22 protein-coding genes and 1 pseudogene are annotated in these 21,845 nt (G+C 64.7%); 11 read left to right on the top strand and 12 right to left on the bottom strand.

Annotated elements, in window-relative coordinates:
• Positions 1-7: 7 nt before the first annotated feature.
• Positions 8-382: a response regulator gene (locus tag BRAGE_RS0145990; RefSeq protein WP_027563773.1), complete on the bottom strand. Its 375-nt coding sequence runs from the start codon at positions 380-382 to the stop codon at positions 8-10.
• Between the two features lie 121 nt (positions 383-503).
• Here BRAGE_RS0145990 and BRAGE_RS0145985 point away from each other — a divergent pair, with 121 nt between their 5' ends.
• Entirely contained in the window at positions 504-1,334 is an 831-nt protein-coding gene (locus tag BRAGE_RS0145985) for an SDR family NAD(P)-dependent oxidoreductase (protein WP_027563772.1), read from the top strand.
• A gap of 102 nt (positions 1,335-1,436) precedes the next feature.
• Here the strand turns inward: BRAGE_RS0145985 and BRAGE_RS0145980 are convergent, their stop codons facing one another.
• Complete coding sequence (locus BRAGE_RS0145980) at positions 1,437-2,243, bottom strand: lytic murein transglycosylase (RefSeq protein ID WP_027563771.1); 807 nt, start codon at positions 2,241-2,243, stop codon at positions 1,437-1,439.
• Between the two features lie 151 nt (positions 2,244-2,394).
• Here BRAGE_RS0145980 and BRAGE_RS0145975 point away from each other — a divergent pair, with 151 nt between their 5' ends.
• The 3 genes and pseudogenes from BRAGE_RS0145975 to BRAGE_RS0145965 all read left to right on the top strand — a co-directional run bounded on the left by BRAGE_RS0145975 (position 2,395) and on the right by BRAGE_RS0145965 (position 4,571).
• The gene (locus tag BRAGE_RS0145975; protein WP_027563770.1) at positions 2,395-3,324 is read left to right on the top strand and encodes an OmpA family protein; all 930 of its coding nucleotides are present in this window, start codon (positions 2,395-2,397) and stop codon (positions 3,322-3,324) included.
• Between the two features lie 171 nt (positions 3,325-3,495).
• Positions 3,496-3,821, top strand: a pseudogene (locus tag BRAGE_RS51430) (hypothetical protein).
• A 513-nt stretch (positions 3,822-4,334) separates the two neighbouring features.
• Positions 4,335-4,571, top strand: coding sequence for a hypothetical protein (locus BRAGE_RS0145965; RefSeq protein ID WP_027563769.1), 237 nt, complete (start codon positions 4,335-4,337; stop codon positions 4,569-4,571).
• 106 nt (positions 4,572-4,677) lie between these two features.
• On the opposite strand, the gene rpoD is transcribed toward BRAGE_RS0145965, so the two are convergent.
• Both rpoD and dnaG read right to left on the bottom strand, forming a co-directional pair.
• A complete protein-coding gene (rpoD, locus tag BRAGE_RS0145960; RefSeq protein ID WP_027563768.1) occupies positions 4,678-6,819 on the bottom strand; it encodes an RNA polymerase sigma factor RpoD in 2,142 nt (713 codons plus the stop codon).
• A 376-nt stretch (positions 6,820-7,195) separates the two neighbouring features.
• Complete coding sequence (gene dnaG / locus BRAGE_RS0145955) at positions 7,196-9,208, bottom strand: DNA primase (protein ID WP_027563767.1); 2,013 nt, start codon at positions 9,206-9,208, stop codon at positions 7,196-7,198.
• 248 nt (positions 9,209-9,456) lie between these two features.
• Between dnaG and BRAGE_RS0145950 the strand changes: the two genes are divergently transcribed.
• Positions 9,457-10,020, top strand: a complete 564-nt coding sequence (locus BRAGE_RS0145950; protein ID WP_027563766.1) for a chlorite dismutase family protein — start codon at positions 9,457-9,459, stop codon at positions 10,018-10,020.
• 177 nt (positions 10,021-10,197) lie between these two features.
• On the opposite strand, the gene BRAGE_RS0145945 is transcribed toward BRAGE_RS0145950, so the two are convergent.
• A complete protein-coding gene (locus tag BRAGE_RS0145945) occupies positions 10,198-10,596 on the bottom strand; it encodes a gamma-glutamylcyclotransferase family protein (protein WP_027563765.1) in 399 nt (132 codons plus the stop codon).
• A 201-nt stretch (positions 10,597-10,797) separates the two neighbouring features.
• On the opposite strand from BRAGE_RS0145945, the gene BRAGE_RS0145940 reads away from it, so the two are divergent.
• A complete protein-coding gene (locus BRAGE_RS0145940; protein ID WP_027563764.1) occupies positions 10,798-11,601 on the top strand; it encodes an N-formylglutamate amidohydrolase in 804 nt (267 codons plus the stop codon).
• A gap of 91 nt (positions 11,602-11,692) precedes the next feature.
• Here BRAGE_RS0145940 and BRAGE_RS0145935 read toward each other — a convergent pair whose 3' ends face one another.
• The 4 genes from BRAGE_RS0145935 to BRAGE_RS0145920 all read right to left on the bottom strand — a co-directional run bounded on the left by BRAGE_RS0145935 (position 11,693) and on the right by BRAGE_RS0145920 (position 15,565).
• Positions 11,693-12,676, bottom strand: coding sequence for a DUF3592 domain-containing protein (locus tag BRAGE_RS0145935; protein WP_027563763.1), 984 nt, complete (start codon positions 12,674-12,676; stop codon positions 11,693-11,695).
• A 68-nt stretch (positions 12,677-12,744) separates the two neighbouring features.
• Positions 12,745-13,365: a LysE family translocator gene (locus BRAGE_RS0145930; protein WP_084334917.1), complete on the bottom strand. Its 621-nt coding sequence runs from the start codon at positions 13,363-13,365 to the stop codon at positions 12,745-12,747.
• A gap of 218 nt (positions 13,366-13,583) precedes the next feature.
• Complete coding sequence (locus BRAGE_RS0145925; protein WP_231164130.1) at positions 13,584-14,099, bottom strand: hypothetical protein; 516 nt, start codon at positions 14,097-14,099, stop codon at positions 13,584-13,586.
• Between the two features lie 20 nt (positions 14,100-14,119).
• Positions 14,120-15,565, bottom strand: coding sequence for an LVIVD repeat-containing protein (locus BRAGE_RS0145920; protein ID WP_027563760.1), 1,446 nt, complete (start codon positions 15,563-15,565; stop codon positions 14,120-14,122).
• 227 nt (positions 15,566-15,792) lie between these two features.
• On the opposite strand from BRAGE_RS0145920, the gene BRAGE_RS0145915 reads away from it, so the two are divergent.
• The 4 genes from BRAGE_RS0145915 to BRAGE_RS0145900 are packed head-to-tail and all read left to right on the top strand — an operon-like array spanning position 15,793 to position 17,543.
• Positions 15,793-16,107 carry an ArsR/SmtB family transcription factor gene (locus BRAGE_RS0145915; RefSeq protein ID WP_027563759.1) on the top strand — a complete coding sequence of 105 codons (315 nt, stop codon included), beginning with the start codon at positions 15,793-15,795 and terminating at the stop codon, positions 16,105-16,107.
• Entirely contained in the window at positions 16,100-16,564 is a 465-nt protein-coding gene (locus BRAGE_RS0145910) for an SRPBCC family protein (protein WP_027563758.1), read from the top strand. Before BRAGE_RS0145915 ends, BRAGE_RS0145910 begins: the two co-directional genes overlap by 8 nt.
• On the top strand, positions 16,564-17,031 hold the full coding sequence (locus BRAGE_RS0145905) for an SRPBCC family protein (protein WP_027563757.1): 468 nt from the start codon (positions 16,564-16,566) through the stop codon (positions 17,029-17,031). The genes BRAGE_RS0145910 and BRAGE_RS0145905 overlap by 1 nt, the downstream gene beginning before the upstream one ends.
• Positions 17,031-17,543 carry an SRPBCC family protein gene (locus BRAGE_RS0145900; RefSeq protein ID WP_027563756.1) on the top strand — a complete coding sequence of 171 codons (513 nt, stop codon included), beginning with the start codon at positions 17,031-17,033 and terminating at the stop codon, positions 17,541-17,543. The genes BRAGE_RS0145905 and BRAGE_RS0145900 overlap by 1 nt, the downstream gene beginning before the upstream one ends.
• A 133-nt stretch (positions 17,544-17,676) precedes the next feature.
• Here the strand turns inward: BRAGE_RS0145900 and BRAGE_RS0145895 are convergent, their stop codons facing one another.
• Complete coding sequence (locus BRAGE_RS0145895; protein ID WP_027563755.1) at positions 17,677-18,453, bottom strand: DUF2189 domain-containing protein; 777 nt, start codon at positions 18,451-18,453, stop codon at positions 17,677-17,679.
• A gap of 245 nt (positions 18,454-18,698) precedes the next feature.
• Between BRAGE_RS0145895 and BRAGE_RS0145890 the strand changes: the two genes are divergently transcribed.
• The gene (locus BRAGE_RS0145890) at positions 18,699-20,918 is read left to right on the top strand and encodes an ATP-binding protein (protein ID WP_027563754.1); all 2,220 of its coding nucleotides are present in this window, start codon (positions 18,699-18,701) and stop codon (positions 20,916-20,918) included.
• A 71-nt stretch (positions 20,919-20,989) separates the two neighbouring features.
• Here the strand turns inward: BRAGE_RS0145890 and BRAGE_RS0145885 are convergent, their stop codons facing one another.
• Together BRAGE_RS0145885 and BRAGE_RS0145880 are read right to left on the bottom strand one after the other, a co-directional pair.
• Positions 20,990-21,430, bottom strand: coding sequence for a hypothetical protein (locus tag BRAGE_RS0145885; protein ID WP_027563753.1), 441 nt, complete (start codon positions 21,428-21,430; stop codon positions 20,990-20,992).
• Between the two features lie 2 nt (positions 21,431-21,432).
• Positions 21,433-21,801 carry a YybH family protein gene (locus BRAGE_RS0145880; RefSeq protein WP_027563752.1) on the bottom strand — a complete coding sequence of 123 codons (369 nt, stop codon included), beginning with the start codon at positions 21,799-21,801 and terminating at the stop codon, positions 21,433-21,435.
• Positions 21,802-21,845: the final 44 nt, after the last annotated feature.

The raw sequence follows: 21,845 nt of genomic DNA, 5'->3' as shown, positions 1-21,845 counted from the left end.
TGGCCCCTCAGGACAGCTGCGCGAGCTCGGCCTCGCGTAACACATCGAGCGGCGCCCAGGGCTTGGCCCAGAATTTCGCGCCATCAGGCAGGGGCTGTTTCAGGGGACGGCCGGAGGTGACGACCACGTCGAGCCGGGGGTTGCGATCCTTGGCGACGTGCGCGAGCTCGACCCCGTTCATGCGGCCGGCGAGCTGCACGTCGGTCATCATCAGGCAAAGCGCGCCCGCGCTCTTGTCGAGGATGCGCTCGGCGGCCTCGGCGCTTTCGCACTGGATCACCCGGTAGCCGCTCTCTTCCAATAGGACACACAGCATCTCCCGCTGCATGACGTCGTCTTCAACGATCAGCGCTGTCGCGCGAAATGGTTTTGCTTGTCCCATCAGCGTCTCCAATGCTTGGTCTCGTAACGTATGTTAAAAACCGGGGGAGGCTACGGTTCGGTTTCGTTTCAAAAAAATGTAAATCATGGTTCCATCAGCAGGGGCTTGACGGGGGAACATCATGACTGCGATTCGCGGCGCTGCCGCCATCACGGGAGCCGCCAGCGGCATCGGCCGCGCGCTCGCAATCGAACTCGCCGGGCGCGGCTGCGATCTTGCGCTCGCCGATCGCGACGAGGCCGGGCTGAAGTCGCTCGCTGCGGAGATCGGAGGAGAGCGCAAGGTGAGCGTGCACCGCGTCGATGTCGGCGAAGCGAGCGACATCGCGCAGTTCGCGACCGATGCGATCGCGGCGCATCCTGTGCTCAGCATCGTCGTCAACAACGCCGGCGTGGCGCTGCTGGGAACGTTCGAAGAGATCGACCAGGCGCAGATGAAGTGGCTGTTCGACATCAATTTCTGGGGCGTGGTGCACGGCACGCGCGCCTTCCTGCCGCATCTGAAGACGCAGGCAGAGGCGCATATCGTCAACCTCTCCTCGATCTTCGGCATCATCGCCCCGCCCGGGCAATCGGCCTATGCGGCCGCGAAATTCGCGGTGCGCGGCTTTTCCGAGAGCGTGCGGCACGAGCTGGCGGTGGCAGGCAGTCCCGTCAAGCTGTCGGTCGTCCATCCCGGCGGGGTCGCCACCGCGATTGCGCGCTCTTCACGCACAGGCGTCGGCCTGACCGACAATGCCCGCCGCTCGCAGATGATCGAGCGGTTCGAGACCGCGGCGAAGACCACGCCGAAGGACGCGGCGCTGCGCATCATCAGGGGCATCGAAAGGAACGAGCCGCGCATCCTGATCGGCAACGACGCCCGCTTCATGGACCTGCTCCAGCGCTTCCGCCCGGGGACCTATTGGGCGCCGTTGCAGCGGCGGTTGGAGAAGATGGCGAAGGGGAATTGAATTCGTAGGATGGGTAGAGCGCAGCGAAACCCATCCTGCTTCCGCGAGGAGGGTGCGCGGTGGGTTTCGCTTCGCTCTACCCATCCTACAAGCAATGCGCCCCTACTGCCCCATCAGCCGGTCCGCGAAATAGCCGATCGTCTTCCGGTACACCACCGCCCTGTTCCACTCGCGCATCGCCTCGAAATTGGCGGTGCCCTCCCCATAGGGCTGGCCCATCTTGAAGCCGTTGGTGTGCAAGAGGTTCGCGGTCGAGGCGAGCACGTCGGGGACGCTATGGCGAAGATCGACATGGCCGTCGCCGTCGAAGTCGACGCCGTATTTAATGTAGGACGACGGCAGGAACTGGGTCTGGCCGATCTCGCCGGCATAGGCGCCGATGAGGTCGCGCAGCGGCAGGTCGCCGCGCTGTACGATCTTGAGCGCAGCGAGCAGCTCGCCCTGGAACAGATCGGTGCGGCGGCAATCATGCGCGAGCGTCGCCAGCGTGCGGATCACCGGCAGCTTGCCGATGTCGCCCTTGCCGAAATCGCTCTCCAGCCCCCAGATCGCGACCAGGATCTGCCGGGGCACGCCGAACTGCTGCTCGATGCGCGAGAGCAGCGCGGCATGACGCTGGAGCAGCGCGCGGCCGCCATTGATGCGGCCGGCGCCGACGCGGGTCGAGACATACTGCTCGAAGCTCTTGTTGAACGTGTAGCGCTGGCGCCGGTCGAAGGCGAGCACCGCGCCGTCCTGGGTGATGCCGCTGAAGGCCGCGCTGGTCACGCTCGCCGAGACGCCGGCTCCTTGCGCCTCCGCAGCCATGCTGGCGACGAAGCTGTTGAAGTCGCCGCCGCAGCGCGCAGCCTGCGCCGACCCGCCGGCCAGCAAGAGGATGGAGGCGGCGGCAAGAAGCGGTCTCAACATATGGGAAAATCCTTAGGGACAATGCGTGGAAGCGGCGCGATCATGCCCGGGAACCGGATTCGCGTCAAAGCGGCAAACCCGCCAGAACCGATCCCGCCGCGGGCGCGACTAAGGAGCAGCGCTCCACCTGCCCCAACCGATCGAAATGACCATGCCCATTCCCTGCCGGATGCTCGCCGTCCTCGCTCTGCTCTCGCTCCACACCGCCGCCTCCGCGCAGACGCGCGATATCGCAGGAGGGCGCGACTATCCTGGCATCGGCCGCTTCGCCGGCAGCGTCATCACCGGCTATGTCGTGAAGGATTTTGACGCGGCGCGGATGCAGGCGGCGCCCTTCAAAGACGGCCAGCCGACCGATGCGCGGCGGCTCGAGGGCCGCATTGTCCGCATCGCCTATCGCACCAATCCCGGTCCCTCGATCCTGGAAGTGTCACGCAATTTCGAGACGCAGCTGGCCAAAGCCGGCTTCGAGAATTTGCTTGCCTGCGACACCGACGCCTGCGGTGCCATCCCCTTCACCGAAAGCGTCGACACGCTCCCGGTGCCGCAGATGTGGGTCGACGGCTTCAACTACCGCTACTTCGCCGGCCGCAAGAGCGAAGGCGGCCGCGAGACTTTTGCGAGCGTCCTCGTCAGCCAGAACAACCAGGACATCTATGCGCAGGTCACCGTCGCGGAGTTGGGTGCGATCGCGAACAAGATGGTGGATGCCGCCGCGATGGCCAAAGGTCTTGGCGAGACCGGCCACATCGCGCTCTATGGCATCTACTTCGACACCGACAAGGCGGTGCTTAAACCCGAAAGCCGCCCAACGCTGGAGCAGATCGCAAAGCTGCTGACGAGCCAGCCGCAGCTGAGCGTCTTCATCGTCGGCCACACCGACAGCCAGGGCGCGTACGAATACAATCTCGACCTGTCGAAGCGCCGCGCGGAGGCGGTCGCGGCGGAGCTGGTGAAGAGCTTTCGCATCGCGCAGACGCGGCTGCGCACCGCCGGCGTCGGCCTTCTGGCGCCGGTCGGCTCGAACGCAACGGACGCCGGCCGCGCGCTGAACCGGCGGGTCGAGCTGGTGGCGCCGTAACTCCTCTCGTCATTCCGGGGCGCCCGAAGGGCGTGCCCGGTTGGTGGGCACGTTGATCCGGGCTCGCGCTACGCGCGCCCTGGAATGACGGCGGTGAGAGCCTTCGCTATGATGTCGATGCTTGTGCGGCGCTGTCAGCCGATGCGTCGATCCAGCATGAGGCAATCAGTCATGCCGACTCGCCCCTCCCTGCTCCGCATCCCGCTCTTCCGCCTGCTCGCCATCAACCTCGCGATCGGCGCCTGCGCCGCAGTGCTGCTCGTGGGCGGACTGCTCTGGCTCAACCCCGGACATCTGCGCGAGCTGATCTTCGCCGACCGCGCCGGCGGCATCGCGCTCGGGCTGCGCTAGCGTCCTTCCTCATCACCTTCGGTTCTGCGGCGATGGGCAGCGCGATCATGGCGCAGGGACGCAAGGACGATGATGGAAGACGTGGCGGCGGTCGCAGATCGCAACTCCTACTTCAGGAGCCGGCGCAGCGCGCCCGGACAAGGTGAACGCACGCCGCGTGGCGCCGCTGCCATTAACATATGTTAGTACGCGATCCGCACGCAGACGGAAGGACGTGCAAATCATTGCGCATTCCTGCAAAGGCGCATCGCTCTCGTTGCATTGCAAGAGCCGCGAACCTGAACAAACTGCGTTGATGATTCAAACAATTGCTTCGATGCTGCATTGGAACTCGACGCCACGACCAGCGCATATCTGCTTCGCTCGTTGACATCGGCGTTCCCACGATTTGTCTTGCCACCGCCTGACGCAAGCTATAGTCTTCTATTTTAGGTTGTCGCCCTGCCAGCCCCGGGCGACGCTGAAGACCAAAAATAAACGGCGGGCTTTCGCGGCCCGCCGTTTATTGAGGGCGCGCATCGAACCTCGCGAAGCGCCGGGCGCTTCAATCTCACGAACGGATGTTGTCGGTCGGCGGCGAGAGCGGCACCCGCTCACTTTCGCGTTTGACAAGTCGCGAAGTCATTTGACTGCGGCGCGCTGATCGACGACAAGCCGCCATGGCCAAGAAACCCGGAACCAATCCCAAAGGCGAATTCGCCTTCTTCAACGTCGTCTATGAGGACGATTCCCAACGCTCCAACCGCCGCGTCCCCGCCGAGCTGCTCGGCGGCCTCGACGGCGACGAACCCGCGCGCGGCTTCATCATGGAGCAGGACCGCGAGATCGCGGAAAAGAGCGGCAGGCCGGCGCTCGAGATCAAGCGGATCGAGCGGGTGGGGGCGAAGAAGAAATAGGCGCAGCCCGCGCGAGGCGACAGCGCAAAAGAAAAACGGCGGGCTTTTGGCCCGCCGTTTTCGTTTGAATGAATGCCCGGGGCAACCCCGGGCATGACGATCCGGATTAGTTGTCGAGGAACGATCGCAGCTTCCGCGACCGCGACGGATGCTTCAGCTTGCGCAGCGCCTTCGCTTCGATCTGACGAATACGTTCGCGCGTCACCGAGAACTGCTGGCCGACTTCTTCCAGCGTGTGGTCGGTGTTCATGCCGATGCCGAAGCGCATGCGCAGGACGCGCTCTTCGCGCGGGGTCAGCGAAGCCAGCACGCGCGTGGTGGTCTCGCGCAGGTTGGACTGGATCGCGGCGTCGATCGGCAGGATCGCGTTCTTGTCCTCGATGAAATCGCCGAGATGTGAATCCTCTTCGTCACCGACGGGCGTCTCCAGCGAGAGCGGCTCCTTGGCGATCTTGAGGACCTTGCGGACCTTCTCCAAGGGCATGCCGAGCTTCTCGGCGAGCTCTTCCGGGGTCGGCTCGCGGCCGATCTCGTTGAGCATCTGGCGCGACGTGCGCACGATCTTGTTGATCGTCTCGATCATGTGCACGGGGATGCGGATGGTGCGCGCCTGGTCGGCGATCGAGCGAGTGATCGCCTGCCGAATCCACCACGTGGCGTAGGTCGAGAACTTGTAGCCGCGGCGGTACTCGAACTTATCAACGGCCTTCATCAGGCCGATGTTGCCTTCCTGGATCAGGTCGAGGAATTGCAGGCCGCGGTTGGTGTACTTCTTGGCGATCGAGATCACGAGACGGAGGTTGGCTTCCACCATCTCCTTCTTGGCCTGGCGTGCTTCGCGCTCGCCCTTCTGCACGGAGTGCACGATCTTGCGGAACTCGACGATCTCGAGGCCGGTCAGCGCGGCGAGCTGATGCACCTCGTGACGGAGATCCTTGATGCGGTCCTTCTCGTGGTGAACGAAGTTCTTCCAGCCCTTGGCCGAAAGCTTCGAGACACGGTTGAGCCAGCGCGGATCGAGCTCCGAGCCGGTGTAGTTGCGCAGGAAGTCGTCGCGCGCGACGCCATGGCTGTCGGCGAGGCGCATCAGGCGGCCCTCATGCGAGACGAGGCGCTTGTTGATGTCGTAGAGCTGCTCGACGAGACTGTCGATGCGGGCCTGGTTGAGGCGCAGCGACTTCACCTCGACGATGATCTCGTCCTTCAGCTTCTTGTACTTGCGCTCCTGGTGCGGCGAGAGCGACTCGTTCTGGAGCTGGTTCTGGATGTCCTGCTCCTGAAGCTTGCGCAGCTTCTTGTAGCTGTCGGCGATCTTGTCGAAGATCTCGACGACCTTCGGCTTGAGCTCGGCCTCGATGGCGGCAAGCGACATCTGGTTCTCGAACTCGTCGTCGTCCATGTCGGCTTCGGCCGCGGCCTCGCCCGGATCCTTCTCCTCGCCGCCTTCTTCACCGGCGGCGGGCGCGGCGCGGAACGGGGTCGGCGACGGGGGCGCCGCGGGCGGGGCGACATGCGCGGGCGCAGCAGCGGTCGCGGCGACAGCCTCGCCGCCTTCAGCCGGCGCTTCGCCGTTCTCGCCTGTGGGGGCGCCGATCATCGCGGTGTTCATGCCGCCCTTGGCGTCGGGGCCGGCATAGGTCGCTTCGAGATCGATGATGTCGCGGAGGAAGATCTTGCCCTCGTTGAGCTCGTCGCGCCAAATGATGATGGCCTGGAAGGTCAGCGGGCTTTCGCACAGACCCGCGATCATCGCCTCGCGGCCGGCCTCGATGCGCTTGGCGATCGCGATTTCGCCTTCGCGGGAGAGCAGCTCGACCGTGCCCATCTCGCGCAGATACATGCGCACCGGATCGTCGGTGCGCTCGCCCGGCTCGCTCTTCTTGACCTCGGTGACGGCCTTCTGGGTGACCTCGACGAGCTCGTTATCGGTCTCGTCGTCACCCTCGTCCTTCTCTTCTTCGCCCTCGCTGTCGTCGGCTTCGGTGACGTTGATGCCCATGTCCGAGAGCATGGACATGATGTCCTCGATCTGCTCGGGCGAGGTCTGGTCGGACGGCAAAACTTCATTGAGCTGATCGAAGGTCACGAAGCCGCGCTTCTTGGCCTGCTTGATCATCTTTTTCACTGCCGCGTCGGACAGATCGAGCAACGGCGAGGGCGCGTCCTGGGAATCCTTCTCGGGAGCATCCGCTGCCTTGTCGTCTTTTTCCTTGTCCTTCGCCTGCAGCGTCTTTGCCTTGGTGGCCATCCATTGCTCCTAAACGCGCTTCATGCGAGACGATCGCCGCGCCCCGCGTGAATCCACTTGAACCTGTTGCTCGACGCTCTCGCTTCGGCAGCTCTCGACACGGAAAAGGCGGCGCACGTGTCTCTCGCCACCCCCAACTCTCTCTCGCCGGATTTGCCTAACGCTTCGTGAGCCTCTTTGTCGCAGCGGATGCAGGTGTAGTGCCAACAGCGATTGCGCGGATTCATTCCTGACGCGTCTGTTCTGCCTGCGGCCGCCTGGTGGCCAAAGTGCTACAAGACCGTTAAGCCTCGATTAACCCTGTTTTTGCCGCCAAACCTTGGATTTGGCGAGTCTTTTAGCGGTTCCGGCCCCAGCCGTCCGCATGATTCTTTCATCACACGCTCTTCTGGAACCGGCCCGACAGCTCGCCAAAACCCTCGATCAGGGCCTCGGTACCGTCGACCTCGGCCAGCCGAGCCTTCACGTCACGCAGCCACGCCAAATTGGCCTCGCTGGGGTCTTCCCCCAAGGCCAGCTCGGCATCTTTCAGCTCTCTAAGTAGTGAATGGTATTGCCGATGCAAGGCAACGAGCTGGTGCCAGGTGGCAAGAACGTCGTCACGCGCCGCGCCCTCGCGGGCGCCAAACACCGCCGCGGTGGTGATGGCGTTCTCAACCCTTTGAAGGACCTGCGAAAAACCGCTCTTTTCGAGGTCGCCGCGCATCTTCTCGGCCTGCTCCTCGGGGTCCGGGGAGTGGTGATGGTCGTTGGCGAAAGCGGCGATGATGCCGGCCCTCAGCTTGTGGGCCTCGGGGTGGGCCAGCTCCAGGGCGGCGACCTCCTCGAGATGCTCATGCAGCAGCCAGGGATGGTTGATCAGGCATTGCAGGATCAGGGCCTCCCGGCGGGAGATGGCGCTGCGCTGGCCCTTCATGATCGGGCTGGCCGCCAGCTGCGGGCTCGCCGCCTGGTAGGGGCCGGAGGGCAGCAGGGTCGGACCGGGCGGGCCGCGGCGGCCTTGGCCGCCGAATCCCTGGCCGCCGAATCGATTCGCACCGCCCCCGCCCCTAGGCTGGAACGGCCGGCCGCCCTGACCGGGCCGGAAATTGCCCCGGCCGCCAAAGCCGCGCCCGCCCTCGGGGGCGAAGGTGCGCTGAAGCCGCTCGACGAAATCGTCGCGATAATAGCGCCGCACCACCTCGTCGCGGATGCCGTTCGTGAGCTCCTTGATGCGGGCCTCCAGCGCGGCACGGCGCTCGGGGGTGGCAAAATTGCCGCCTTCGAGCTCGCGCGACCAGATCATGTCGGCGAGCGGACGGGCCGCTGAGATCACCTCCTCGATCGCGCCGCGCCCACCCGAGCGCACGAGATCGTCGGGGTCCTGCCCTTCCGGCAGCAGCGCAAAGCGCAGGCTTTTTCCCGGCGCGAGAAACGGCAGCGCGAGATCGGCAGCACGATAAGCCGCCTTCTGCCCGGCGCGGTCGCCGTCGAAGCAGAGGATCGGCTCGTCCGCCATCTTCCAGAGCAGCGCGAGCTGGCTCTCGGTCAGTGCGGTGCCGAGCGGCGCGACGCTGCCGGCAAAGCCCGCGGTGACCATGGCGATGACGTCGACATAGCCTTCGACCACGATCAGCGCGCTACCATCATGCGTGGCCTTGCGCGCGGTCTGGTGATTGTAGAGATTGTCGCCCTTGTGAAAGAGCGGCGTCTCCGGCGAATTCAGGTATTTTGCCGGAACGTCCTTCTCCAGCGCGCGCCCGCCGAAGGCGATGACGCGTCCGCGCAAATCCGTGATCGGAAACATCACGCGATCGCGGAAGCGGTCGTAAGGCACGGGAATGTCGTTGCCTGCCACGAGCAGACCGGTCTCGACCATGTCGTCGACGGAGATTCCGAGCTTGCCGAGATGCTCCTTCAGCGCGAAGCGATCAGGCGGCGCATAGCCGAGGCGAAACTGCAACTGCGTCGCCGGCGAGATCGCGCGGTCGGCGAGATAGCCGCGCGCCTTGGCACCGACCCGCGAAGCCAGCGTCTCCGCAAAGAATTTTGCGGCGAGATCCATGACGTCATGCAGCGACTTGCGCCGCTGCTCGAACCGCGCCGCATCCGGCGTCACCGCCGGCAGCGGCAGGCCCGCCATGCCCGCGAGCCGCTCGACGGCTTCCGCGAACGGCAGCCCGTCGGTCTCCATCACGAAGGTGATGATGTCGCCGTGCTTGCCGGAGGAGAAGTCGTGGTAAAATCCCTTCTGGTCGTTGACGTAGAAGGACGGCGTCTTCTCCTGCTGGAACGGCGACAGCCCCTTCCACTCCCGCCCGGCCTTCTTCAGCTTGACGCGCTTGCCCACGACCTCGGAGACCGAAAGCCGGGCACGAAGCTCGTCGAGGAACTGGGGCGTGAAGCGCATGGCGTGGGTGTAGCGCAAACCGGGGTGAGTCGGGCGAAGGATCAGGGATATAGGTGCGGGCCGGCCAGAAGTCAGGTTTAGGCGGGTTATCCGGCTTATTCGACCTATTCACAGGGCGTTTCCGTCATTCCCTGGGCGCCCTCCGCCTTGAGGCTCACACCGTTATGCAACGTGAGTACCTCAGGATGATGGGACCAATGACGGTACCAAGGCTTGAACCCCGCCCGGTTCCACGCTTCCATACGCCCATGTTCAGGACCTTTCGAGGCGGTCACAGCGGGGGCTGGCGCGTCACCTCGATTTCACCGGTGACGGGCGAGCCCCTGCCCTTCATGCCGGCGCTGTCGGTCACCGACAGCGAGGCCGTCTCGTTGCCGCTGGTGCCCTCGCGCAATGCCTGGCGACTGGCCGGGGTGCCCTCCAGCTTGCGCTACACCGAGCGGGCCGAAAAGGATCAGCTCGTGGCCGTGCAGGCCGGGCTCGGCCGTCCCGAGGCAACCAGCGCGGCGCTGATCCCGATCCGCAAATCGGACGCCTGGTGGGAGCTGACGCAGGAAGAGCGCCGCAAGATTTTTGAGGACAAGTCGCACCACATCGCGAGTAGCCTTCGCTTCCTGCCCGCGATCGCTCGCCAGCTCTATCATTGCCGCGACCTCGGCGGCCCCTTCGATTTCCTGACCTGGTTCGAATTCGCGCCGGCGGACGCCGCGCTGTTCGAGGAGCTGGTGGGAATGCTCAGGCAGACCGAGGAATGGACTTACGTCGAGCACGAGGTCGACGTGCGCGTGGTGAAGGAAGTGCTGTCTGCCTGATGATCGAACTGGCCGCCCCGACGGCGGCGCGCCCCCTCGCCCCGTTCTTACGGGGAGAGGGTTGGGGTGAGGGGCTTCTCTCCACACGCGAGATCGGCGATGGACCTGTACCCCCTCACCCGGATCGCAAGAGCGATCCGACGCGCAGGCGGGGAGAGGTGAAGCAAGCATCCGCTGTCAGTGTTCGAGAAACCGCCCGGACTCGATGCGCGGCAGATCAGTGACGGGCCAGTTGTAGATGTAGGTCCAGGCCTTGCCTGTGCTGCCATCCGCGCCTGTCACGTCGATCAGCTGGCGCAGATATTCCGTCGGCTCCGGAAAGCCCTCACCGCAGGCCTCGTACATGTCGAGCTCGGCCAGCAGCTCGTCGGGCACGCGCAGGTGAAACAGCTCGCCATGAACGATGTCGGAGGCCGCATCCGACAGCAGCAGGCCAGGATAATGCTTCACCAGGACGAGCCGGCCGCGGCAGGTTGCTTCACCCAGGAAATCCGCATGGCCCGCGAGCAGCCGCGCCATCGGATGGTCGAAGCCGCGCATCAGGGTGCCGTAGACGAAGAGACGATCGGAGGTCATCGGGTGTCTATAACCGCCAATCACGCGAAGCGACAGCGTCGCGCCTCGTAAATGTCGCCGTGGTCAAGAGCGGGAGTGCGCGATATTCGGTCTTGAGATGAATCGCGGGTGACGGCATCGTCCGGCAAGCCGGATCAATTTCGGACAGGCGATTCCTGCCTGATTTCGAGGGGCAATTGCATTTTCCGTAGGCAATCAGGAATGACGCTGGACGCAGTCGACACGGCCGATCAACTTCTTGGCGAGGGGGACATTCCACCAGTGCATGAGGTGAATGCGGGAGGCGCATCGCCGTTCCTGCTCACCTCCGATCATTACGGACGGGTGCTGCCGCGCGCGCTGGGCGATCTCGGCGTCGCCGAGAGCGAGCTGACGAGGCACATCGCCTGGGACATCGGCATTGCCGGCGTCGCCGAGCGGCTGGCAAAAATGCTCGACGCGCATCTGATCGCGCAGCGCTATTCGCGGCTCGTGATCGACTGCAACCGCTCGCCCGGCGTTGCGAGCTCGATCCCCGTGATCTCCGAAGCCACCAGAATCCCGCGCAACGAAGGCATCTCCGAGAGCGAGCGGGCGGCACGGCGGCGCGAGATTTTTGAGCCCTATCATCATCGCATCGATGCCGCGATCGACCGCCGCTTGCGTGACAAGCGGCCGACCGTGCTGGTGTCGTTGCACAGCTTCACGCCGGTTTATGCCGGCGTCGCGCGGCCCTGGCACATCGGCGCGCTGTACAACCGCGACACCGTGCTGCCGCAGCTCTTGCTGAAACATCTGCGCAGCGAAGGCGATCTCGTCGTCGGCGACAACGAGCCCTATGCTGTGAGCGATCTCAGCGACTACACCATCCCCGTCCACGGCGAAGCCCGCGGCCTCGTCAACACCGGCATCGAGATCCGCCAGGACCTCATCGCCGATCAATCCGGCCAGCAGCAATGGGCCGAGCGGCTGGGAAGGATTTTTGCGGCGATCGAGGTGGAATTGCGGGCGGAGCTGTTGGTGTAAAGCGAAGTGCCGCCACGACACGCAGTGCGTTCCCTTCCCCCCTTGCGGGGGAGGGAGAGCAGCGGAGCAAGACGATTCTGCAAGCTTCCAATCAACCACCCCGCGTCGCGACGAACACTGCCAGTGCGGCAAAGATCGCGGCGATGCCCCACAGCACGTAGGCGAAGCGGCCGTCGCCGCGGGCATCCAGCGTAGCCTCGGCAGGGTTGTCGGGATTGACGCGCACCTCGACGGTGGCGCCGTCCTGGTAGCGCGCCATCAGCCTCTCCAGCATCTTGCCCGATGCCGCCGGCGTTTCCGCAGCGACCCGCGCGCATTCATTGGTGTAGCGGACATTCTGATAGCTGTAGGTGTAGGACACGCGCCGCGCGAACATCTCGACGCCGCGCGCCTCGCCCGGCTCGCTCGCCTCGTGATACTCTTCCATCTCCGACAGCTTGATGGTGCCCGGCACGACCGGCCAGCGCGTCGCCATCGACGCCTGCCGCTGCACCACCCACGCCATCAGCGCGATGACGAGGCCGAACGCGCCGAAGCCGATGACGAGGCCGGCAAGATCGGGCCGCCCGATGTGGTGCGCGAGATATTGGTAGCTCTGGTTGAGGCCGAAGGCCGAGCCGAAGATGATGGCGATCACGATCGCTGAACCGATGCCAAGGCAGCCCCACAGACCCTTGGGCAGGTCGCGCTCCAGCACCGCCTGATCGGGATGCTTCGGATTGTAGTAGACGGTGACGATGCTGCCGGCGGGATATTTCGCCAGCTTCTCGGCGACCTGGAAATTGCCGAGGTCCTCGCCGATCGAGATGCGGTTGCAGCTCAGCTTGCGCCCGCCGACCGCATACTCGTAAGTCACATTCGCAAAATTGCGGCTCTCGGTGCGAAAGCCGTCTTCGCGCTCGTCGTCGGAGACCTTGACCTCGCGAACTTCGGCAACGGATGTGATCACCTTGCCGGCGACTTGCGGCCAGCTCCGCGCCTCGCGCGCCTGCCAGGTCTTCACGATAGCGGCAATCAGGATCAGCGCGAGCGGCGCGAGCAGCATCGCGTAGACCAGCGGCGGTAAATTCGGCACGGCAATAATCCTTCGTCAGCGGCAATGCTCCCTTGGACGCACCGCCGCCTACGAAGGTTCAACGCGGCTCATTTGGCCCGGGTCAGCGCCAGCCAGATACCGCCGCCGATCATGAAGCCGCCGGAGACGCGCGACATCATCCGCGTGCGGCGGGCCGAGAAGAATTTCCGGGCGCGCCCGGCGGCGATGGCGTAGAGCGCATCGGTCATCACGGCGGTGACCATGAAGGTGGCGCCCAGCAATGCGACTTGCGGAAAGTGCGGCTGGCTCATGTCCATGAACTGCGGGATGAAGGCGCCGAAGAACACCAGCACTTTCGGGTTCGACAGCAGCACCAGGAAGCCCTGCAGGAAGAAGCCGCCGCGGGGCGGCGCCGGCGGCTCGTCGACATTGACGCCCTCGACCGGCGCCCAGATCAACTTGATGCCGAGCCAGACCAGATAGGCCGCGCCGGCAAAGCGCACCCAGTCGAACCAGTAGCCCATCGTCGACATCAGCGAGGTCAGGCCGATCGCGACGATGCCGATCACGATGGCGAGGCCGGCTTGCGCGCCGGCGACATTCGTCAGCGCCGCGCGCGTGCCATGGCGCAGGCCGTTGGCGATGACGAGGGTGACGATCGGCCCCGGTAGCAGCGCCAGCGCGATGCAGGCGGCGACGAAGGCGAGATAGGCTTGCATGGACATCATGGGCGGGACTCGGCTGAGGAGGGTTTGGGGATATTAATGCATGGGACGGGCGGGGAGGGAAGGCGTGACTGCGTGGTACCGAGGCCTCCCAATCACAGGTGTCATCACCCGCGAAGGCGGGTGATCCAGTACTCCGCGGCGCTCGTGGGATACGGAGAAGCCGCGGAGTACTGGATACCCCGCCTTCGCGGGGTATGACAGCGGAGGTGGTGGAGACCTCACCGGCCATCCAGCGCCGCCGTCATCCATCCCCTCATCTCCTGCGTCTCCAGAAACGTGAGCGCCGCGCGCTGCATCGCACCGGCCTCTCCACGCCCCTGCACCACCGCGACGAACAGATCGCACCGACGCGAGACGGCGACGCCGATCGCGGCGTGACGAACACCATCGGGCATGTCGAGATCATACCGCCTCGCGCGGCCACGCAGCTCGCCAAGCGCCACCTCCTCTCCCGTCGCGACAGGCGCAAAGCGCGGGCTGACCAAATCGATGTCGGTGACGCGGTCGACCTCGTCGTCATCGGCAACGCCGGTGTCGCAATTGCAGAAGCCGCGCTTGGCGCGGACGTAGAGCTCGGCTCCATTGCATTCGCCCGCGGTGCAGCGGAACGCGCGGCCCGTGGGCCAGCCATCGCGGGGAAACGGCCAGTTGATCTCCCGCCATTGTATGACGCGTTCCGTCTCATCTGCGCACAAGCGCGACGGCGCGCCGAGAGCGATCATGACCATCAGCATGATTGCCCCGCGCCGCATCGTCAGTTCTTCGGCAAGCCGGCCACAGTGCGGGCAGGTCCCGTCAGCTCGAGGATATGCAGGCCGGTATTGGCGCGGTCGACGATGTAGATGTAGCCGCGCTCGTCGGTCTCGACATTGTTGGTCTGGATCGCGACCTTGCAGCGCTCGCCGCCCTCGACCGGAATGCAGCGCTTGTCGGTCGCCGCGGTGATCGCGGGAATGAAGTAGCCGACTTCCTTCGGATGATAGGGATCGCGGATGTCGAGCGCGCGCACGCCGGCATTGAAGAAGGCGATGAAGGCCATCTTCTTGTAATAGACCGGCGCCATGCTCTCGTTCGACGAATGCGAGCCGAACCGGCCGCCGCGCTGGCAGAACCGCCCGCTCTCCTCCGGCACGGTGTAGCTCGAGATCATCATCGGCCGCGTCTCGGTGGTGACGTCGGCGAACCACACCATCTGCCGCGCCTCGCCGCATTCGTTGAGGATCGCCTCGTCGACGATCATGACGATGTCCCGCGTCTTGCCATCCTTGTCCTCGGCGAACTCGGCGACGGGCATGTCGAGCATCGGGAACGTCGTGTGCGCGCCGTTGAAGGCGGACATCGGCATCCGCGCGATCTCGGGATAGCGCAGATTGTCCGCCGTCGGCTCCTTCGGACCGTTCAACAGCTTCTCGCGATCGACGATCTGCAAGATGCCGCCCTTGTTGGTGCCGTAGCCGAAATAGACGCGGTTGCCGTTCGGCCCGGTCGAGATCGGCCCGTGCAGTTCGGTCGGCACCGCGCCGGTCGAACCAGGCTCCTGGCCGGGCAGGCCGAAGTCGCGGATCTTCTGCGGATGCGCGGGATCGCTCAGATCATAGACCTGTGTCATGCGCCGCGTGCGCCAGTCCGGCGCGCCCGAGACGAGAAAGGCGACGCCGGTGTCGCATTCCCACCAGCTCTTGTGAGTGTCCTTCAATCCCCCGATGCGCGTGAGGAGCACGGGATTGGCGGGATCGGCGACATTCCAGATCTCATGCGCCTCGCTGCCGAAGGTGCGCAGCATGTAGACCGCGTTGGGATCGGCTTTCGGCAACGATTTGCCGTCGCAGACCCGCACCATTTGCGCGCCGCCGGATTCGTACTTGCCTTCCTGCCCCGGCAGATGCCGCAAATATTTGGGATGCGCGGGATCGGTGACGTCGACGATCGAGGTCCCGTTCGGCTCCGCCTGCCCCGTCATCGGATTGACGGGCGCCGGCACATCGTCGGTGCCGCCATGATGGCCGATATAGGCGATCCAGCGATCGCCCTGGTGATGGATGGTGGGCTGATAGGCGCTACGCGCCTGGAGGTCGTTGGTACCGACCAGCTTCATGTTGGAAGCTTCCGGCGGCGCGCCGATGGCCTGTTTTTGCGCATGGACAACAGTGCTGCCGGCAAAAAGGACGAGGCAGGCAGCAGTCAGGACGCAACGGAACATCAAAGTCCTCCCGGAACCAATCTGTGTTGGCTGAGCTTCAACGCTAGCACGGCAATTTACACGCGCCAAAGACACGTTCTTTTGCACGTCATTTTCCGGAAACCACGCAGCGGTTATCCGGAATCTCGAGATTCTCCGGTGCGCAATTGCGCACCGGAGTTCGCGCTCCGCGCGCCCCGGAATGAGGTGCTTGACATGCAACCATTTGGTTGCCTATTATCACCGCCATGGATGAGGTCTTCAAAGCGCTCGCCGACGCGTCACGACGCTCGCTCCTGGACAGGCTTCACGCCAAAAACGGCCAGACGCTGAACGAACTTTGCGAAGGCCTCGCGATGACGCGCCAGGCCGTCACAAAACACCTTGTCATTCTCGAAGAGGCCAACCTGGTCACGCCCCTCAGACATGGCCGCGAGAAGCTGCACTACCTCAATCCGGTGCCGATCCATCAGATCGGCGAACGCTGGATCAAGAAGTTCGAGCGCGGCAAGCTCGCCGCGCTCAGCGAGTTGAAACGCCAGTTGGAGAAACGCGATGAGTAATCCGAATTACGTCTACGTGACCTACATCGAGACGACACCCGAGGCGCTGTGGCAGGCGTTGACCGACGGCGATTTCACCGAGCGCTACTGGTTCGGCCATCGCATCACGTCCGACTGGAAGCAAGGCGCGCCTTATCGCTTCACCAACAACGGCAACCCGACGGTCGAGGGCGAGATCATCACCTTCGATCCAACGCGACGGCTCGCCTATAGCTGGTACAATCGCAAACCCGAAGGGGCCGGCGAAGGAACCTCGCGCGTCACCTTCGATCTCGAGCCGCGCGGCAAGGTCGTCAAGCTGACGGTCACGCATGACGAGCTCGGCGAGGACGGCAAGACCCTGCGCGACATCTCCGGCGGCTGGCCGATGGTCCTGTCGAACCTGAAGAGCCTGCTCGAGACCGGCCACACGATCGGGATCGTTCCGCCGACCTATCCGACCAAGGATGCCGCCTGATGTCCCGCCCCGAATTCGTCTACGTCACCTATATCGAGACCACGCCGGAAAAGCTGTGGGAGGCGCTGACCGACAGCGCGTTCACGCGGCGATACTGGTTCGACACCGAAGTCAGGTCTGACTGGAAGGTGGGCTCGTCCATTGCGCTTGTGATGAGCGGCAGGACCACCGACACCGGCGAGATCCTGGAGGTCGTTCCGCCGCGGCGCCTGTCCTACACCTTCAAGCACGAAGTGGACGAGGACATGCGGAACGAAGGGCCGACCAAGGTCGTTTTCACGCTCGAGCCCTGGGGCGCGCTCGTGAAGCTGACCGTGACCCACGAAGGCTTCGCCGACGGCAGCAAGCTGCTCGACGGCATCTCGAGGGGCTGGCCGGCGATCCTGTCTGGGCTCAAGAGCCTACTGGAAACCGGGAAGGTGCCAGCGATCCCGCCAGCCGCACTCGGCATCGAAGGATTTGAATGATGAACCTCGATCAGTTCAAGCCCCTGACGACCTACACCATCTACATCGCCTCGACGCCGGAGAAAGTCTGGGAGGCGCTGACCTCAGCCGAGTTCAGCAAGCTCTATTTCTTCGGCAATAGCGTGGAGGTCGAGCCGCGACTTGGCGGCGCGTTCATCGTGCGCACGCCTGATGGAGCCCTGCACATCAGCGGCGAGGTTCTCGCCTACGACCCGCCGCGAAAGCTCTCGGTCACGTTCAACGTGAACTGGCCCGAGCTGATGGAGAAGCTTGGGCCGACGCTCGTCACCTACGACATCGAACAGGTCGGCGATGCGGTGCGTCTCACTATGAGCGAAGGCCACGACCGGCCGCTCAGCGACGACATCCTCGCCGGCGGCCGCTCCGGCTGGCCCGCGATTCTCTCCAGTCTCAAGAGCGTGCTCGAGACCGGCAAGCCGCTGGTGGTGAAAATGGGCCCGCCGCAGCGCATGCTCGATGCGCTGAAGGCGATGGGGATCAAGACGCCGTAGGCGCATTGGTCATTCCGGGTCCGCGCAAGGCGCGGCCCGATGACAGGCTCCGCGCGAACCCGGAATCCATCAGCGGCGGAGTTGGTGGCTGTATGGATTCCGGGTTCGCCCTTCGGGCGCCCCGGAATGACGACTAGGCAGACACCGGCACCACCAGCCGCCGATACAGATGCCATGTCGCGTGCCCAAGCACCGGCAGCGTCACCACCAGCCCGAGAAAGTAAGGCAGCGCCGAGACGATCAGCAGCATCACGATCACGGCGGCCCATCCGATCATCGGCAGCGGGCTCGTCACCACCGCGCGCACGCTCGTCACCATCGCCGTGACGAAATCGACCTCGCGGTCGAGCAGCAGCGGAAACGACACCACGGTCAGCGAAAACAGAATCAGCGACAGCGCGGCGCCGACCGCATTGCCGATTGCGAGGAAGAGCAGGCCCTCGTTCGTCGTCAGCACCACCGTCATGAATTCCTGCAGGCTGGAGAACGAGGCGTGCAGTCCGAGCAGCAGCGCGATCAGGAGTCGCACCTGGTACATCCAGATCACGAACACGAACAGCGTGACGAAGGCCATCCAGCCGATCTCGCTGCGCGAACGTATCGCCGACCAGATCGCGCCGAACGACACCGGCTCGCCGTGCTCGCGGCGCCGGCTGACCTCGTAAAGGCCGATCGCCACGAATGGCCCGATCAGCGCGAAGCCGGCGGCAAGGGGATAGACGAGATAGACCATGCCGAAGGCGGTGAGGCAGAGCATGATGACGATGCCGCCGGCGGCATAGAGCGCGCCGAAGGCAAGGCCGTAAAGCGGCAGCGCCTGGAAGTCGCGCAGGCCCTCGACCAGCGCCTCGGCGATGTCGGTCGCCGCGACGGCACGCACCACCGGATCGACCTTGCCCGAGATGGACATCGGCTTCCTCCCCGTCTGCGGGCGCGATCTTTCGTCGCGCGGATAGTAATATTAGCGCTGCCGCGCGCACGCGCAACTTGATGGCGGATGACGCGAAGATTGCAATTTCACCGCAATACCCGCAGCGCGAGATGCTCGTCTCTTCCGTGCGATTTTCGAGCCTTATCCCTATGGACTGAGCGGACGATCGTGCCGCAAATTGTACCTCCGAACAAACACGCGCGAAGAGCGGATCCGCCCCACCGATGAGCCTGCGTACCCGGTTACTGATCCTCGTCATCGCGGCCATGCTCGTGCCGGCGATCCTCGTCGGCCTGCGCTTCGTGCAGAACCGGACCAGCGAGATCAACGCGGCCCTGGCTAATCTCGCCGCATCCGCCGACGACATCGCGAGCGATCTGGACGAGAAGATCCAGGGCACCGCCCAGCTTCACTATGGCCTCGCCCGCGCCCGAGACGTCGACACGCGCGACAAGGCGGCATGCTCGGCGTTTCTCTCCGATGTGCGCGAAGAATATCCGCAGTTCACGGGAATATTGACCATCGATCCCGACGGCAGCCTGTTCTGCGACTCGCTGCGGACCAACCGCACGCTCGATCTGAACGATCGCGCCTATTTCAGGCAGGCGAAGGTCTCGCAAGGTATCGTCGCGGTGGAGCCGGTTTTCGGCCGCCTCACCGGAATATCGGTGCTCCAGATCGCCTATCCCGTGCGCTCGGACGCCGGCGCGCTGAAATTCGTCCTGCTCGCTTCGTTCAATTTGAACAAATTCGCGGAGTTTCACGACAAGCGTCTGCTCGCCGAGAAGGAGATCCTGCTCGTCGACAGCAAGGGCACGGTGCTGGTCGCGCCCAAATTAGGTGGCTGGCGCGAGCCCGTCGGCGCGTCGATCGCGGGATCAGACCTGTTCCGCTTCGCGGCCTCACCCGATGGCGAGGCGTCGCGCAAGTTGACCGATCGCGAAGGCCGCGCGCAGGTCTGGGCCGTCGCCCGCTCACCGTCGATGCGCAAGGCTGGCCTCTATATCATCGTCGGACGATCCAAGGACGGGCTGGTCGCGGCGGCGAACCGCCGGCTCTACGAGGACATGGCGATTCTCGCGGTGGCCTCGCTGCTGCTGCTGGCCGGCGTCTGGATCCTCGCGACCGTCAGCCTCGGGCGCCAGGTGGGGCGGCTTGCCGCGATGGCGAAACGGCTCGGGCTCGGCGATCTCAGCGCGCGCATTCCGCCGCCTTATCCGGGCGGCGAGCTCGGCGGACTGATGATGCTGCTCAACGGCACGGCCGAGTCGCTCGAGCAGCAACGCGCCGCCATCGCCGACCTCAGCCACAAGCTCAGCCAGTCCCAGAAGATGGAAGCCATGGGACAGCTCACCGGCGGCGTGGCGCACGATTTCAACAACCTCCTGACCGTCATTCTCGGCAACTCCGAGCATCTGGCCGACAGGCTGGCGGGCAACAAGGAATTACAAGGGATCGCCAGCGACATCGCGACCGCGGCCGAGCGCGGCGCCGACCTGACACGCAGCCTGCTCGCCTTCGCGCGCAAGCAGCCCTTACGGCCGCGCGAGATCGACATAGCCGAACGAATCCTCGGCATGGAGCAGTTGCTGCGTCGGACACTGGGCGAGCACATCGAGTGCAGCTTCGCGTTCGGACCGGGTTTGTGGCTGACCAGCGTCGACCCCGGCCAACTGGCAACCGCCCTGCTCAACCTCGTCCTCAACGCGCGCGACGCGATGCCTGACGGCGGCAAGCTGACCGTCGAGGTGCGCAACAACTCGCTCAGCGAATCCGATCTCGACGTCAACGGCGAGCCGCGGCCGGGCGACTATGTCATGGTGGCCGTGACCGATACTGGCTGCGGCATGGAGGCGGACACCGCGAGCCGCGCGTTCGAGCCGTTCTTCACCACCAAGGAGGTCGGCAAGGGGACTGGCCTCGGCCTCAGCATGGTCTACGGATTTGCGCAGCAATCCGGCGGTCTCGTGCAATTGCAGTCAGAGCCGGGACAGGGCAGCGTCGTCAGGCTGTTCTTTCCCCGCATCGCGACGGCGCTGAACGAGGAGCCGCCACCGCCGGAGCCGATCGTTGCCCCCGACGGACACGAGACTATTCTCGTCGTCGAGGACGACGACATGGTGCGAGCCTATGTCGAGAGCGAGCTGAGAGCCCTCGGCTACCGCGTCGTCGCCACGTCGAACGGGCCCGCAGCACTGGAGCTGCTACGCCAGCCCGGGGACGTCCATCTGCTGTTCACCGACGTCGTGATGCCCGGCGGCATGTTCGGGCCGGAGCTTGCGAGGCAGGCAACCCAGTTGCGGCCGGGGCTCAAGGTGCTCTTCACCTCCGGCTACAGCCAAAATCCGGTCAAGACGCCCGACGGGGTCGACGCGCGCATTCTGACAAAGCCATTCCGACGGCAGGATCTCGCCGCGACGCTGCGATCGGCGCTGTCGCGCTAAAGCATGATCCGGACCCGGAGGGCCGCGTTAGCGCAAAGTGCCTAGCGGTTTTCCGAAAGATCATGCTCAAGTCAGCGAGATACGAGCAGCAGCGCCACGCCGAGATTGGCCGCGAACAGCGCCGCGTCGATGACGAAGATCCTCAGCATCGGACCTTTGAGCACCGGCCAGTATGCCACCCCGACGCGCCCTCCGCGCATCAGGACCGGCAGATTGTAGGCGAACTGGCTGAAGTGGCAGGCGGCGAAGAACAGGAACAGCGCGAGCTGCGCCTCGACCGGCTGGAAGAACGAGGGGCGCGCCGCCAGAAGATAGAGCGACAACAGCCCGATCGGCAGGTTCATCCCGCCGAGAAACGCCACGCTCGCCGCGAGCGTCGGCGCAATCGGATTGCTGCGCTCTTCGCGCGGCAGCAAGATCTTCAGCGTGTTGGCTTGCGCGATGCTGAACTGAACGAAGGCGCCGCCGAACCAGAGCGCGTTGAGCAGCAGGACGAAATCCGAAAGGTGCATGGTCATTTTCCGTAAAAGGCTTCGCTGCGCACCACCCGGCCCGCATCATCGAAATCCATGAACTCGCTGGCGCGGGTGTCACCGAGCTGCCACCACACCGTCAGGCGCGCGATGACCTCGTCCCAGCTCCAGCTCAGGATCTTCAGGTCGGCGCTTTCGATGTGGCCATAGGCCTCTCGCCAATAGGCGCGGATGTTCTCGGCGCCCCTGACGACAGCAGAACCGGTCAGCGACAGCGCCAGGGGGCTGCGCATCTGCGCATCGTCGGCAAAATGCGCGACGACCGCGTCGATGTCGACCCTGCACCAGCTCGCGCACCAAGCCGCGACGAAGCGTTCGGCAGCCGCGCGATCCATATCCCCTGCGCTCATGACGCAGCCCTCCCCGGCCCGTTGCCGGGAAGGTGGCAAAGCGC

The organism is Bradyrhizobium genosp. SA-4 str. CB756, from assembly GCF_000473125.1.
Taxonomy (GTDB): Bacteria; Pseudomonadota; Alphaproteobacteria; order Rhizobiales; family Xanthobacteraceae; genus Bradyrhizobium; species Bradyrhizobium arachidis.
This window is presented reverse-complemented; position numbering and strand designations above follow the sequence as displayed.